Origin of the sequence: Devosia sp. 1566, from assembly GCF_004005995.1 — a bacterium.
Lineage (GTDB): Bacteria > Pseudomonadota > Alphaproteobacteria > Rhizobiales > Devosiaceae > Devosia.
This window is the reverse complement of record NZ_CP034767.1, coordinates 1017253-1031739: the sequence shown is the minus strand read 5'-3', so window position 1 is coordinate 1031739 and position 14487 is coordinate 1017253. Positions and strand designations below refer to the sequence as shown.

The 14487-nt window shown below is 64.2% G+C and carries 10 protein-coding genes; 3 read left to right on the top strand and 7 right to left on the bottom strand.

Going from position 1 to position 14487, the window contains the following annotated elements; translation table 11 throughout:
* Positions 1-46: 46 nt before the first annotated feature.
* The gene (locus tag ELX51_RS04940) at positions 47-2317 is read right to left on the bottom strand and encodes an NADP-dependent malic enzyme (protein ID WP_127752478.1); all 2271 of its coding nucleotides are present in this window, start codon (positions 2315-2317) and stop codon (positions 47-49) included.
* A 344-nt stretch (positions 2318-2661) separates the two neighbouring features.
* On the opposite strand from ELX51_RS04940, the gene ELX51_RS04935 reads away from it, so the two are divergent.
* Positions 2662-4002, top strand: coding sequence for an FAD/NAD(P)-binding protein (locus ELX51_RS04935; protein ID WP_127752477.1), 1341 nt, complete (start codon positions 2662-2664; stop codon positions 4000-4002).
* Positions 4003-4018: 16 nt separating this feature from the next.
* On the opposite strand, the gene ELX51_RS04930 is transcribed toward ELX51_RS04935, so the two are convergent.
* Positions 4019-5035, bottom strand: a complete 1017-nt coding sequence (locus ELX51_RS04930) for an ABC transporter permease (RefSeq protein ID WP_127752476.1) — start codon at positions 5033-5035, stop codon at positions 4019-4021.
* 12 nt (positions 5036-5047) lie between these two features.
* Positions 5048-5779 carry an ATP-binding cassette domain-containing protein gene (locus ELX51_RS04925; protein WP_127752475.1) on the bottom strand — a complete coding sequence of 244 codons (732 nt, stop codon included), beginning with the start codon at positions 5777-5779 and terminating at the stop codon, positions 5048-5050.
* Positions 5780-6070: 291 nt separating this feature from the next.
* Between ELX51_RS04925 and ELX51_RS04920 the strand changes: the two genes are divergently transcribed.
* Together ELX51_RS04920 and ELX51_RS04915 are read left to right on the top strand one after the other, a co-directional pair.
* Positions 6071-7057, top strand: coding sequence for a substrate-binding domain-containing protein (locus ELX51_RS04920; protein ID WP_127752474.1), 987 nt, complete (start codon positions 6071-6073; stop codon positions 7055-7057).
* Between the two features lie 135 nt (positions 7058-7192).
* Positions 7193-8224 carry a hydroxyacid dehydrogenase gene (locus ELX51_RS04915; protein WP_127752473.1) on the top strand — a complete coding sequence of 344 codons (1032 nt, stop codon included), beginning with the start codon at positions 7193-7195 and terminating at the stop codon, positions 8222-8224.
* Between the two features lie 4 nt (positions 8225-8228).
* Here ELX51_RS04915 and scpA read toward each other — a convergent pair whose 3' ends face one another.
* The 4 genes from scpA to ELX51_RS04895 form a co-directional block, all read right to left on the bottom strand.
* The gene (scpA, locus tag ELX51_RS04910; RefSeq protein ID WP_127752472.1) at positions 8229-10355 is read right to left on the bottom strand and encodes a methylmalonyl-CoA mutase; all 2127 of its coding nucleotides are present in this window, start codon (positions 10353-10355) and stop codon (positions 8229-8231) included.
* A complete protein-coding gene (locus tag ELX51_RS04905) occupies positions 10345-10695 on the bottom strand; it encodes an endonuclease domain-containing protein (protein ID WP_127752471.1) in 351 nt (116 codons plus the stop codon). Before ELX51_RS04905 ends, scpA begins: the two co-directional genes overlap by 11 nt.
* Before the next feature lie 140 nt (positions 10696-10835).
* Positions 10836-12854 (bottom strand): acetyl/propionyl/methylcrotonyl-CoA carboxylase subunit alpha, encoded by a 2019-nt coding sequence (locus ELX51_RS04900; RefSeq protein ID WP_127752470.1) that lies wholly within the window; start codon positions 12852-12854, stop codon positions 10836-10838.
* 100 nt (positions 12855-12954) lie between these two features.
* On the bottom strand, positions 12955-14487 hold the full coding sequence (locus ELX51_RS04895; RefSeq protein ID WP_127752469.1) for an acyl-CoA carboxylase subunit beta: 1533 nt from the start codon (positions 14485-14487) through the stop codon (positions 12955-12957).

Here is a 14487-nt window from a genome sequence, read left to right as displayed (position 1 = left end):
GCAATGAAAGGCGCAGCCCATCACCGGACTGCGCACGGGTGTGGCTTTAGCCCACCCCCACTTCGCTGGCCGCGACTGCGGCCATGTTGACGATGCCGCGGCTGGTGACGGAGGGGGCGAGGATGTGGGCGGGTTGGTTGGTGCCCATGAGGATGGGACCGATCGGGAGGGCGTTGTTGAGTTCCTTGAGCAGCGTCATGGACAGGTTGGCCGCTTCCAGATTGGGGAAGATCAGCAGATTGGCTTCGCCGCGCAGGAGCGAGTTCGGGACATAGCGCTCGCGGAGGTTTTCGTTGATCGCCAGATCCCCCTGCATTTCGCCATCGACCACAAGGTCGGGTGCGACCTGTTGCAGCTTTTCGAACACGTCGCGCATCTTGAGGCTCGTGGCGCCGTCGCGCGAGCCGAAATTGGAATAGCTCAGCAGCGCCGCCCGCGCCTCGATATTGAAGCGCTTGAGGTGGTCGCGCGCCTGCAGCGTGATGGCCACGATCTCGTCGGCGCTGGGATCGATGTTGACATAGGTGTCGGCGAGGAAAAACACGCCCCGGCTCATCACCAGCATGGAAAGCGCCGAAAGCTGGCGCGACTGGGGGGCGAGGCCAATGATCGACTGGATATCACGCGCATGCTTGATGAAGCGCCCCTGCAATCCGCAGATCAGTGCATCGGCTTCGCCGCGCTTGACGGCCAAGGCCCCGATCACGGTGGTGTTGGTGCGCACAATGGTGCGGGCGGTGTCGGGGGTGACGCCCTTGCGGCCCACCAGCGAGTGGAACAGGTCCACATAGTCGCGATAGCGCGGATCGTCCTCGGGGTTGATGACGTCAAAATCGCGCCCGGCCTGCAGCGTCAACCCGAACCGGGCGATGCGCTGCTCGATCACCGAAGGGCGGCCGATCAGGATGGCACGGCCCATCTTGTCTTCCAGCAGCACCTGGGTGGCGCGCAGCACCCGCTCGTCCTCGCCATCGGCAAAGGCGATGCGCTTGAGGCTTTCCTGCGCCCGCTCGATCATGGGCTTCATGACGAGGCCTGAGCGATACACAAAGCGATGCAGCGTATCGCGATAGGCGGCCCAGTCCTCGATCGGGCGCTTGGCGACGCCCGTGTCCATCGCCGCCTTGGCGACAGCGGGGGCGATGCGCAGGATCAGGCGCTGATCGAACGGATTGGGGATGAGGTAGTCCGGCCCGAAAATAGCGGGCACGCCATGGCTGCTCGCCTCGAGACCGGGCTCATGGGCAAGCTGGGCGATCGCTTCGGCCGCGGCTGCCTTCATCGCCTCATTGATGACGGTGGCGCCGCAATCGAGCGCGCCGCGGAAGAGGAACGGGAAGCAGAGGACATTGTTGACCTGGTTGGGATAGTCCGAGCGCCCCGTGCAGATCATCGCGTCCGGCCGCGCCTCGCGGGCGAGTTCGGGCATGATCTCGGGGATGGGGTTGGACAGCGCCAGGATCAGCGGATTGGGCGCCATGTCGCGCATCATCTCGGGCTTGAGCGCGCCGGCCTTGGAGAGGCCGACATAGATATCGGCCCCGGCCATGACTTCGCTGAGCTCGGTCTTGTCGGTATCCTGCGCGAAGGCACCGCGCCAGCGATCGACGGAGTTGTCGCGCTTGCGGGTGACGAGGCCCTTGCTGTCGGCGATCCAGATGTTTTCGCGCTTGGCACCAACGGCGATCAGCATGTTCATGCAGGCAATGGCGGCAGCGCCCGCGCCAGAGGTCACGATCTTGGCCTTGGCGATGTCCTTGCCCACAAGGCGCATGGCGTTGATCACGGCGGCGGCCACGATGATGGCGGTACCGTGCTGGTCGTCATGGAACACGGGGATGTTCATGCGCTCGCGCAGCGCTACCTCGATCTCGAAGCACTCGGGGGCCTTGATGTCCTCGAGATTGATGCCGCCAAAGCTGGGCTCGAGCGGGGCCACGATCTCGATGAAACGCTTGGGGTCCTGCTCGTTGACCTCGAGATCGATGGAATCGATGCCGGCGAACTTTTTGAACAGTACCGCCTTGCCTTCCATCACCGGCTTGGAAGCCAGCGCGCCGATATTGCCCAGGCCCAGCACGGCGGTGCCGTTGGAAATCACGGCAACCAGATTGCCCTTGGAGGTGTATTTGTAGGCGGCCTGGGGATCGGCGGCAATTTCCTCGCAGGGAATCGCCACGCCGGGCGAATAGGCTAGCGACAGATCACGGGTATTGGCGAGGGGCTTGGTCGCCACGATCTCGAGCTTGCCGGGCTTGGGATATTCGTGGAAATGCAGCGCGGCGTCGCGCAGGCTCGTGGTGTTGTCGTCAGCCATGGGTGGTTTCCTTTTCGGCAGCAGTTCGGGCGAGCCGTTCCGCCGTTAACATGCACGCGCAGCCAGGGCATGGCAAAACACCTCTGGTGTTGCCGCTGCGCAAGCGCAGCTTCTTGAGACCAGTTGCCGCGCGGCGTGAAAAGCTATGCTTTGGTCGTATGGCCCTGAGGTTTAGAGCTCTTGAGGTTCAGGTCCAAGGCTCCTCGGGAACAGTGAGGTGGCAACGTCGATGCTTCAATGGACGTTCCCCTCGGAAGCGCGGCATCCCTGCGTGGCTTGTCTGTGCGCGCTTGGGTCGCTAGAGGCTACGGGTCCATAGCCGGGCATAGTTAGGGAGGCTCTCGATGAGCAACAGAGAGCTGGCAGTGACTATCATCGGCGGGGGTGCCAGCGGCGTGTTGCTGGCCGCCCATTTGCTGCGCGATCCGGCCGCCGATATCCGCGTGACCCTTTTGGAGCGCCGGGGACAGGTTGGGCAAGGCGTCGCTTATTCCGCGACCCAGCGCGACCACAAGGTCAATGTGCCGGCCCGCGGCATGAGCGCCTTTGCCGATGATCCCGACCATTTCTGGCGCTGGCTGCAGGCGAGGAACTACCCCACCGAGAGCGGCTCCTGGGTGTTCGTGCCGCGTCGGCTTTATGGCGCCTATCTTGAGGATGTGCTGGCGGAAGCCGCTCGCGCGCGGCCGGGGCGGCTCGTGGTGCAGAGCGAAGAAGTTGTGCGCCTCACCGAAGGGCGCCACGAGGTGGAAACGCTGCTCGCCAATGGGTCGAGCATTACCAGCCGCTTTGCCGTGCTGACGGTGGGTCACGAAACCCAGCCGGCCCGGGGACGCGGCATTGCCGTGCGCGTCGGTTCGGAGGCCGATACGCCGCTTGATCCAGATGCGCCGGTGATGATCCTGGGCTCGGGTCTTTCCATGGTAGATGCCTGGCTGTCCCTAGCGAAAGCCGAGCATCGCGGCCCAACGCTCGTCGTGTCGCGCAATGGGCTGCTGCCCAAGGGGCACCGCGATATTCCCCCGCTCAGCATCGCGGAGGCCGATGTGCCCTTTGGCGCGTCCCTGCCCGAATTCATGGGCTGGTTCCGGGGCCTTGTGGCGCAGACCGAAGCGAATGGTGGCGACTGGCGCAGCGTCGTTGATGGCCTTCGCCCTTATAACCAGCGCATCTGGCAGAGCTGGTCCGATCACACGCGTCGCCAGGCGCTGCGCCATTTGCGGCCGTGGTGGAACATTCACCGCCACCGGCTGCCACCTGAGCTGCATCAGCGTCTCGAGGAAGCGGTCACCGAGGGTCAGGTGAGCCTCGTCGCGGCCGAGTTTGTCGGCATCGACCGCGCTCCAGAAGGGGTCCGTGCCACCATCCGCCGCCGGGGCACGCAGGAGCGCGAAACGCTCGATATCGCCCGGGTCTATGATTGCGGCGGGGTGAGCGTCGATGTGCTTTCGAGCTCCAATCCGGTGATCCGCGACCTCGTGGCCAGCGGCGCCGCCCGCCCCGACCCGCTCCATATCGGGCTCGATGTCAGCCCCGACTGCTTTGTGGTCAATGCCGAAGGGCAGCCCTCGCGGCACCTGCTGGCGCTCGGTCCGCTGACGCGCGGGCGGTTCTTCGAGATCGAGGCCGTGCCCGATATCCGGGTGCAAGCCGCCGCGATCGCGCGCAAGATCCTCGAGAGTTAGGGGCTTCCGTGCCCCGCTACTCGCTGGTGTCCTTGTCGCGCAGCTTGTTGAAGGCGACCGCGAGCACGATGGCCGAGCCCACAAAGGTGCCCTGCCAGAACGTGCTGATCCCCAGGAGGATCAGGCTGTTGCGGATCACCTCGATCAGCGCCGCGCCCATCACCGCCCCGAGCGCCGAGCCGCTGCCGCCGGAGAGATTGGCGCCCCCGATCACGGCCGCCGCGATCACCGTCAGCTCCATGCCGGTGCCCAGCCCGGTGCTGACGCCGCCGAGCCAGCCCACTTCGAGAAAGCCCGTGAGGCCCGCGGTGAAGGCGGCGAACATATAAACCGAAACCTTGACGGCGCGGACCGGAATGCCGGTGAGAACAGCGGCATGTTCATTGCCGCCGATGGCCAGCACATGGCGGCCCCATTTGGTCCAGCGAAAGGCAAAGCCGGTGACCAGCGCCAGGGCAATCATCACCAGCAGCGGATTGGGCACGGGGAGCCCAAAGAACACCACCGAGCCGCCGCCAATGGCAAACAGCAGCCCCTGGTCGGGCCCGAATTCGTAGATCAGCTTGTTGTTGGACAGCACCATGCCCAGCGAGCGGGCGATCGACATCATGCCCAGCGTCACCACGAAAGGCGGCATGCCCAGAACCGCGACAAAGACCCCGTTGACGAGGCCGATCAGCAGCGCTGCCCCCAAAGCTGCCGGCATGGCGATACCCAATGGCAGCCCGCTGGCCATCAGCGTGCTGGTGACAATGGCGGCGACCAGCACGGTCGAGCCCACCGAAAGATCGATCCCTCCCGTCATGATCACCGCCGTCATGCCCAGCGCGATGATGCCGACAAACGCAAAATTGCGGGTGACGTTAAAGAGGTTCTGCGCCGTGCCAAAAGTCGAGGTGTAGAGCGACAGGAAGAGGCAGGCCCCGAGGGTAGCGACCACCACCCAGAACACTTGCCGGCTAAGCAGCCAGGGCAGGAAACCGCGATGGGTTTGCTGGTCGATCGCGCTCGAAAGGGATGAATCGGCGGCCATCTCTGTTGCTCCCTAGACCTGTTCGATGGCGCCGGTGATGAGGCCGGTGACCTCCTGGGGCGAGGAGTCGGCGACGCGCTTGTCGCCAACCTTACGCCCCCGCCGCAGCACGATCAGCCGGTCGCAAACTTCGAAAATATCGGGGATGCGGTGGCTGATCAGCACTACGGCCATGCCCTGGTCCTTGAGGCGCCGGATGAGGTTGAGCACTTCGGCCACCTGGCGCACGCTGATGGCCGCCGTCGGCTCGTCCATCAGCACGATCTTGGGGTTGGATAGCCGCGTTCGCGCAATCGCCACGGCCTGGCGCTGCCCGCCCGACATACGCCGCACCACATCGCGCGGCCGGGTTTCGGACTTCAGCTCGGCAAACAGCTCCCCTGCCCGCCTGTACATGCCGCGATAATCGAGAATGCCAAAGCCATTGGTGAGCTCGCGGCCCATGAAGATATTGGCGGCCGCGGTCAGATTGTCGGCCAGCGCCAGGTCCTGGTAGACGATCTCGATTCCCTTGGTGCGCGCGTCCTTAGGGCTATGCAGATCGGTCTTTTGCCCATCGATCCGGATTTCGCCGCTGCTCGGGTGGAAGTTACCGGCGATGATCTTGACCAGCGTCGACTTGCCCGCGCCATTGTCGCCCACCAGCCCCACGCATTCCCCGGCTTTGAGCGTGAGGGAAACATCACTCAGGGCCTGGATCGCACCATAGTGCTTGGACACGTGGTCCAGCTCCAACACGCTCATGCCATCGCTCCTCGCCCCGGCGGTTTGCCCGCCTCCTTTGCCGGCAAGCTTAGGTTGGCCCAGTCGGGCACGTCAATGCTCCTGCTTGGCTGAGCCAAGCACAACCGCTCGAACTAGCCAGTTGACTTCGCGCTTGCGGGTACTAAGCATTGTATTGTGAGGAGGCTGGCGGCTTTTCCGCCAGTTGAAGACCCCTACTTTATTGAAGCCGACTGAGGAGCGGGCGTGTTGCCCGTGTCTGCTTATTGTTGCGGGCCAACGAGCCCGAACTGAGAATATGGGAGTGAGACAATGAACACCAAACTGTGGCTGCTGCTCGCCGGCAGCGCCCTCGTCATGGCCTGCAACCCGGTTATGGCGCAGGACAAGAAAGAACTCGCCATCGTCGTCAAGGGCCTCGACAATCCCTATTTCGAGGAGATGCACCAGGGCTGCGAGTTGTGGAACGAGGAAAACCCGGATTCCGAATATATCTGCACCTATACCGGCCCGGCCCTGTCATCGGATGAGGCGGGCGAGGTCCAGATCGTGGACGATCTGCTGACCCGTGGGGTGGCTGCGATGGCGATCTCGCCCTCCAATGCACCCGCCATGGCGAACTTGCTGAAACAGCGTGCCCCCACGATCCCGATCATGACCATCGATGCCGATCTGCTGGAAGCCGATGCATCGCTGCGCAAGGGCTTCATTGGGCACTCCAATTATCTGCTGGGCGAGGAAATCGCCAAGGAGCTGATGGCGCTCAAGCCCGAGGGCGGCACGGTCTGCTTCCAGCTCGGCAATGTGGCGGCGGCCAACATCAATGAGCGCGTCGCCGGCGCGCGCGACACGCTCGCGGGCGCCGAAAACACCGACCGCCTCACCGGCCAGGGTGGCTGGACCGAAGTGGAAGGCTGCCCCGTCTACACCAATGACGACTCGGCGCTGGCCAATACCCAGCTCACCGACGTGCTGACCGCCAATCCCGATATCGACGCCCTCTTCCTCGTTGGCGGCTGGGCCCAGTTCAGCCCGCAGGCCTATACCCAGGTCACCGACCCGATTATGGACAAGCTCCAATCCAAGGAGATCGTGATCGTATCCTCCGACTTGCTTGACACCCAGGTCCAGGCGTTCAAGCAAGGCCGTTCGCACGCCAATGTGGCCCAGCAGCCCTTCGAGATGGGCCACCAAGCCCCTGACCTGATGATCAAGCTGATCGAAGGCGAGCCGGTGGAAGAATTCACCTATCTCGAATTCAACAAGTGCACCCAGGCCGATCCCGGCGCCTGCCAATAGTTCAGCCCAGTGATCGCCGTGGCGGGGCGCTCCCGGAGCGTTCCGCCGCCTGCCTTTCTCTCAACAACCGGCAGACCGGGTGTGACCGTGGCGGCGAGCGCGCCCCGGCACGCCTTTGCCTCGCCATGGTGCCCTATGCCCTCCGACGCCAAACCCCTCATCATCAGCGCGCCCCATCCCCGCAGCATCGATCTCATCTTCACGCCCGAAGCGCGCGCCGCGCTGTTGGCCCGCTATCGGGTGCTCGAGATCGAGCCAACCGCGCTCGATGCCGTCCCCGGAGAAAGTCTCGCCGCGGCGCGTTATATTCTGGGTCAGCCGCCCATCTCCCCGGCGGTTCTCGACCAGCTCACCAATCTGCGCTGCGTCTTTAATGTCGAAAGCAATCTCATCAACAACATGCCCTACGACACGTTGTTCGAGCGGGGCATCCATGTGGTCACCACCGGAGCGGTGTTTGCCGAGCCGGTAGCGGAGCTGGGCCTCGGCCTGGCGCTCGATCTGGCGCGCGGGATCAGCGGCAATGATGCGGCCTTCGGCACCGGCACCGAGCTTTGGGGTGGCGACGGCAACCGGAGCGCCCGGCTGCTGAGCGGCTCGGAGATCGGCATTATCGGCTTTGGCGATCTGGGCCGCACGCTCAACCGGCTCCTCGCCGGCTTTCGCGCCCGGGTTCGCGTGTTCGACCCGTGGCTGCCACCATCGCTGCTCGAAGAGCATGGCGTCGTGCCGGCGACGCTCGACGACGTGCTGACGCAAAGCGACTTCGTGTTCGTCGTCGCTGCCGTAACCTCGGAAAACAAGGCGTTCCTTGGCGCCGAGGCCTTCAACAGCATGCGCCCGGGCGCCGCGTTCATCCTTCTCAGCCGCGCCGACGTGGTGGATTTCGAGGCGCTGATGGAGGCGGTGCGCAGCGGTCATATCCGGGCGGCAACCGATGTCTTCCCCGAAGAGCCGCTGCCCCTCGATCATCCCGCCCGCAGTCTTGAGGGACTGTTGCGCTCGGCGCATCGGGCGGGGGCCCTCGATATCGCCTTCAAGCGCATGGGCGACATGGTGCTCGAGGATATGGCGCTGCTCGATCGCGGCCTGCCGCCGCTGCGCGGCAAGCGGGCGGAGCGCGAAACGGTGTCCCGCATGCGCTCGAGGCCCGTCGACAAGAACTGACCGGTTAGCGGTTGCTGAGCCGGCCCTCGATCTGGTCCAGGAGGGCAAAGGCAGCGGACAGCACATTGGTGCCGGGGCCAAAAATGGCCGCCACGCCAGCATCCAGCAAGAAGGCGTAATCCCCTTCCGGGATCACGCCACCCACGATCACGGTGGTGTCGCCAAGTGCCCGCTCGCGCAGGGCCGCAATCAATTCAGGCACCAGCGTCAGGTGCCCGGCCGCCAGCGACGATACGCCAACGGCATCGACATCGAGCCTGGCGGCATCATCGGCCACCTCCTGCGCCGTCTGGAACAATTGCCCCAGATGCACCGCGAAGCCCAGATCGGCGAAAGCCGAAGCGATGATCTTGGCGCCGCGATCGTGCCCGTCCTGCCCCATCTTGGCCACCAGCAGCGAGGGCGCCCGGCCCCGGCTCGCCTTGAACGCAGAAACGCGCTCGGCGACGGTGCTGTATTCGGGGTCGCCCTCGTAGCTGGCGGCATAGATGCCTGAAATCACCCGGTTGGTGGCGGAGTGGCGGCCAAACACATCTTCCAGCGCCCCACTGATTTCCCCGAGGGTCGCGCGGGCGCGCGCCGCGGCAATGGCCGCCGCCAGCAGATTGCCTTCATCCATGGCCGCCATCTCCCGCAGGGCCGCGAGCATGGATTGGCACAGGGCCTCGTCACGGGTGCGGCGCACCTGCTCCAGGACCGCGACCTGTTCGTCGCGAACCTTGGCATTGTCGATCTGGCGGGTGGCGAGCGGCTCTTCGGCATCAAGCCGGAAGCGGTTGACGCCCACGATCACGTCCTCGCCGCGATCGATGCGGGCCTGGCGCTGCGCGGCCGCCGTTTCGATGGCGAGCTTGGGGCCACCGCTTTGCACGGCCGCCGTCATGCCGTCCATGGCTTCCACTTCCCCGATCAGCGCCTTGGCGCCGGCCACCAGTTCAGCCGTCAGCGCCTCGATATAAAACGAGCCGCCCAGCGGGTCGACCACATCGGTGATGCGGGTTTCGTGCTGGAGGATCAGCTGGGTATTGCGCGCGATCCGGCTGGAAAACTCGGTCGGCAGCGCAATGGCTTCATCAAAGGAATTGGTGTGCAGCGACTGCGTGCCGCCCAGCGTGGCCGCCAGCGCCTCGATCGTAGTGCGGATGATGTTGTTGTGCGGGTCCTGCTCGGTCAGCGACACGCCCGACGTCTGGCAATGGGTGCGCAGCATCTTGGAGCGCGGGTCCTTGGCCCCCAGCCCCGTCATGATCTCGCTCCAGAGCTGGCGCGCGGCCCGGAGCTTGGCGATCTCGAGGAAGAAGTTCATGCCGATGCCGAAGAAAAAGCTCAGCCGCCCGGCAAAGGCGTCAATATCGAGCCCGCGCCCCTGCGCCGCCCGCACATATTCGATGCCGTCGGCCAGCGTATAGGCGAGCTCCTGCACCGCCGTCGCCCCGGCTTCGTGCATGTGGTAGCCCGAAATCGAGATCGAGTTGAAGCGCGGCATGTGCCGGGCGGTGTAGGCGATGATGTCGCCCACGATCCGCATGGAGGGCTCGGGCGGATAGATATAGGTGTTGCGGACCATGAACTCCTTGAGGATGTCGTTCTGGATGGTGCCTTCGAGCTTGGCCTGGGGGACGCCCTGCTCTTCGGCCGCCACGATGAACATGGCCAAGACCGGGATCACCGCGCCATTCATGGTCATCGACACGCTCATCTGGTCGAGCGGAATGCCGGCAAAGAGGATCTTCATGTCCTCGACGCTGTCGATGGCCACCCCCGCTTTGCCGACGTCGCCCACAACACGGGGATGATCACTGTCATATCCGCGATGGGTCGCGAGATCGAACGCCACCGAAAGTCCCTTTTGACCCCGCTCCAGCGCCTGGCGATAAAATTCGTTGGACTCCCGGGCGGTGGAAAAGCCCGCATATTGCCGGATCGTCCAAGGCCGGTTGGCATACATGGTCGCCCGAATGCCGCGCGTAAACGGCTCGGCGCCCGGCACCTCGTCCATTGGAGGCGCATCCTCGGCGAAATACACCGGCTTGACCGGCGTGCCGCCATAATCCCGGTTGAGCGCGGACACCGGAGTCTCGCGCAGTTCCTTTTGGGCGAGGGTGGCCCAGTGGGTGAAGTTAGCGGGCATGGGCGGTATCCGTTGCAAGGGCAGCCAACACGCTGGCGTAAACGCCATCCGGGTTGTCGTGCACGTCAAGATTGGTGAAGCGCAGCACCCGGTATCCTTCAGCCTGACGGAAGCTGGTTCGGGCTGCGTCGCGCTGAGGCCCGGCGCCGAGGAAATGGCTCTCGCCGTCGATCTCTATGATCAGCTTGGCATGGTGGCAGGCAAAATCAGCAATATAGGGGCCGATCGGCGCTTGCTTGCGAAAGTGATATGAGCCGAGCCGCAAGGGCGCAATGAGGCGCCATAAGCGGATCTCGGCTGCCGTCGGGTTCTTGCGCAGGCGTTGCGCGCGCGTGGGCATCGGCTACCCCCTCCCTTCCCTCCCCACAAGGGGGAGGGTGATGCCAGTGCTGGGGCGAGACTGTGCCACATACTCGGTGTCACCCTCCCCCTTGTGGGGAGGGCCAGGGAGGGGGTGTCTCTCCACAAACACCAGCCCCATCACACCGCCTCAAATTCCATGATCACCGCATCCACTGCCAGCACCGCGCCGGGGGCGGCGTGGATTCTGCTGACGCGGGCGCGCTTTTCGGCTCGGAGCACGTTTTCCATCTTCATCGCCTCGACGATGGCCAGAGTTTGGCCGTCCTCCACGACCTCGCCCTCGGCCACGTCGATACGCACGACCTGGCCGGGCATGGGGCAGAGCAGATAGCGGCTCATATCGGGCGGCGTCTTGACCGGCATGTATTTGAGCAGCGCCGCGACATGGGGCGGCAGCACCAAAAGCTTGAGGTCGGCCCCCCGATAGCGGATGTGGCAGCCCGATGTGGTCGGCTCGACCTTCAGCACTGCCGTTTCGCCGGTCGGCCACTCGATGGTGGCGAGGCTGTCGCCGGGCTGCCAGGCAAAACTTGCGGCGGTCAGCGCCGTATCAAAGAGGTTAAGCTCCCAGCTGCCGGCCGGATCGAGCCGGCGCAGCTTGACTGGCACCTGTTCGCCCTCGATCACCACCACCCATTCGCCATAGACTTCCACCGCCCCGGCAATGGGGGAATGGGACACGAGCCCCTTGCGGTCCTCCTCGGTCAGCCGCAGCATGGCCGCCGCTGCCGCCACCTCGATCAGCCGGCCGCGCGGCAATTGCGCGCCGGTAAAACCATCGGGGAATTCCTCGGCGATATAGCCGGTGGTCAGCCGCCCCTCGCGAAAGCGCTCCTGGTCCATAACGGTGGAAAGGAACGGCAAATTGTTGCCCACCCCTTCCACCTCGAAACTGTCGAGGGCCACCGCCATCGCGTCCACCGCTTCGATGCGGGTCGGCGCCCAGGTGCAGAGCTTGGCGATCATGGGATCGTAGAAGGTCGAGATTACCCCGCCTTCGAACACGCCCGTGTCGTTGCGCACCACGAGCTCGGGCGTGTGGCTTTGGGCCGGGGGACGATAGCGCGTCAGCCGCCCGGTCGAAGGCAGGAAATTGCGATAGGGATCTTCGGCATAAAGGCGCGATTCAATGGCCCAGCCGTTCCGCTGCACCTCGTCCTGCGTCAGGGGCAGCGCTTCGCCATCGGCGACACGCAGCATCAACTCCACCAGATCCAGACCCGTGATGAGCTCGGTGACGGGGTGCTCCACCTGCAGGCGGGTATTCATTTCGAGGAAATAGAAGTTGCGCTCGGCATCGACGATGAACTCCACCGTGCCGGCGCTGGTATAGCCCACCGCCTTGGCCAGCGCGACCGACTGCTCGCCCATGGCCCGGCGCGTCGCTTCGTCGAGAAAGGGCGATGGCGCCTCCTCGATCACTTTCTGGTTGCGCCGCTGGATCGAGCATTCCCGCTCGTTGAGATAAAGCACATTGCCGTGGCTATCGCCGATCAGCTGGATTTCGATATGGCGTGGTTCGGTGACGAATTTCTCGATGAAGATGCGATCATCGCCAAAGGACGAGGCCGCTTCCGACTTGGAGCGCTCAAAGCCCTCGCGCGCCTCGCCATCGGTCCAGGCAATGCGCATGCCCTTGCCGCCACCGCCGGCCGAAGCCTTGATCATCACGGGGTAGCCGATGGACTGGCTGATCGAGACCGCCTCCTCGGCATCCTCGATCAGCCCCATATGTCCGGGCACGGTTGACACCCCCGCCTCGGCCGCGAGCTTCTTGGACGTGATCTTGTCACCCATCGCCTCGATCGCGCGGACCGGCGGGCCGACAAAGATGATCCCCGCGGCCTCAAGCGCCTCGGCAAAGCGCGGATTTTCCGACAAGAACCCATAGCCGGGATGCACCGCCTGCGACCCGGTTTGCTTGCAGGCGGCGATGATCTTGTCGATCTGGAGATAAGAGTCCCGTGCCGGCGACGGCCCGATATGCACGGCCTCATCGGCCATCTGCACATGTAGGGCATCACGGTCGGCATCGGAATAAACCGCGACCGTCGCAATCCCCATCCGCTTGGCTGTTTTGATGACGCGGCAAGCAATCTCGCCCCGATTGGCGATGAGGAGTTTAGTGATGGTCATTGCTGGTCCTCATCAGAAGTCATGCGTGGGCCGTCCAGTGCACCGGCGCGCCTCCCTCCCCCACGTTGCGAGGGCTGGGGTGGGGGTATTTCGAGCCCCCTCACAGCGGAATATTCCCATGCTTTTTCCGCGGCGCATGGCTTTGCTTGTGCCGCAAGGTCGAGAACGCCCGGATCACCCGCCGCCGGGTGCCGTGGGGCATGATGACGTCGTCGATGAAGCCGCGTTCGGCCGCGACGAACGGGTTGGCGAAGCGCGCTTCGTAGTCGGCGGTGCGCTGGGCGATCTTGTTCTTGTCCCCCAGCTCCGAGCGATAAAGGATTTCCGTTGCACCCTTGGCGCCCATCACCGCGATTTCCGCCGAGGGCCAGGCATAGTTCACATCGGCCTTGATGTGCTTGCTCGCCATCACGTCATAGGCCCCGCCATAGGCCTTGCGGGTGATAACGGTGACCAGCGGCACCGTGGCTTCGGCATAGGCGAAAAGGAGCTTAGCGCCATGCTTGATGATGCCGCCATATTCCTGCGCCACGCCCGGCAAAAAGCCGGGCACATCGACAAAGGTCAGCACGGGAATTTCAAAGCAGTCGCAAAAGCGGATGAACCGGGCGGCCTTCTTGCTCGCCGAAATATCGAGGCACCCCGCGAGCACCAGCGGCTGGTTGGCCACAACCCCCACCGGATGGCCATCGAGCCGGATAAAGCCGCAGAGGATATTGCCGGCGTGATCCTTGCCGATCTCGAGGAAATCGCCCTCATCGGCAACCTTCTCGATCACTTCGCGCATGTCATAGGGCTGGTTGGCGCTGTCGGGAATGATCGTATCGAGCGAAGGATCATCGCGGTTGAGCGGATCCTGGGTCGGGCGGCGCGGCGGCTTCTGCCCGGCCGCGAGCGGGAGAAAGCCGAAGAGGCGCCGCACTTCAAGCAGGGTTTCGATGTCGTTCTCGAAGGCCGCATCGGCCACCGAGGAGAGCTTGGTGTGAGTCGACGCTCCACCCAGCTCTTCCTGGGTCACGCTTTCATTGGTGACCGTCTTGACCACGTCGGGGCCGGTCACGAACATATAGCTGGTGTCCTTGACCATATAGATGAAGTCGGTCATCGCCGGGGAATAGACCGCCCCGCCCGCACAAGGCCCCATGATCACCGAGATCTGGGGAATGGCGCCCGAAGCCTGCACATTGCGCCAGAACACATCGGCATAACCGCCCAGCGAAGCCACGCCTTCCTGGATGCGGGCGCCGCCGCTGTCGTTGAGCCCGATTACCGGCGCGCCATTCTGCATGGCCAGATCCATGATCTTGCAGATCTTTTCGGCATGGGTTTCCGACAGGGAGCCGCCAAAGACGGTGAAATCCTGGGAAAACACATAAACCAGGCGCCCCTCGATCGTGCCCCAGCCCGTCACCACACCATCGCCGGGGATCACCGTTTCACCGATGCCGAATTCGGTCGCGCGATGGGTGACGAACATGTCGTATTCTTCGAAACTGCCGGGATCGAGCAGCACATCGAGCCGTTCGCGCGCCGTCAGCTTGCCCTTGCCGTGCTGGGTGTCGATGCGCTTTTGCCCGCCTCCCAGTCTCGCTCCCGCCCGCTTGTGTTCAAGTTCGGCAATAACGGCTTTCAT

Coding starts and splice junctions, on each gene's coding strand:
- ELX51_RS04925 (WP_127752475.1), bottom strand. CDS start 5,779: ATGAGCGTGTTGGAGCTGGACCACGTGTCCAAGCACTATGGTGCGATC.
- ELX51_RS04905 (WP_127752471.1), bottom strand. CDS start 10,695: ATGCCCACGCGCGCGCAACGCCTGCGCAAGAACCCGACGGCAGCCGAG.
- scpA (WP_127752472.1), bottom strand. CDS start 10,355: ATGCCCGCTAACTTCACCCACTGGGCCACCCTCGCCCAAAAGGAACTG.
- ELX51_RS04930 (WP_127752476.1), bottom strand. CDS start 5,035: ATGGCCGCCGATTCATCCCTTTCGAGCGCGATCGACCAGCAAACCCAT.
- ELX51_RS04920 (WP_127752474.1), top strand. CDS start 6,071: ATGAACACCAAACTGTGGCTGCTGCTCGCCGGCAGCGCCCTCGTCATG.
- ELX51_RS04940 (WP_127752478.1), bottom strand. CDS start 2,317: ATGGCTGACGACAACACCACGAGCCTGCGCGACGCCGCGCTGCATTTC.
- ELX51_RS04895 (WP_127752469.1), bottom strand. CDS start 14,487: ATGAAAGCCGTTATTGCCGAACTTGAACACAAGCGGGCGGGAGCGAGA.
- ELX51_RS04915 (WP_127752473.1), top strand. CDS start 7,193: ATGCCCTCCGACGCCAAACCCCTCATCATCAGCGCGCCCCATCCCCGC.
- ELX51_RS04935 (WP_127752477.1), top strand. CDS start 2,662: ATGAGCAACAGAGAGCTGGCAGTGACTATCATCGGCGGGGGTGCCAGC.
- ELX51_RS04900 (WP_127752470.1), bottom strand. CDS start 12,854: ATGACCATCACTAAACTCCTCATCGCCAATCGGGGCGAGATTGCTTGC.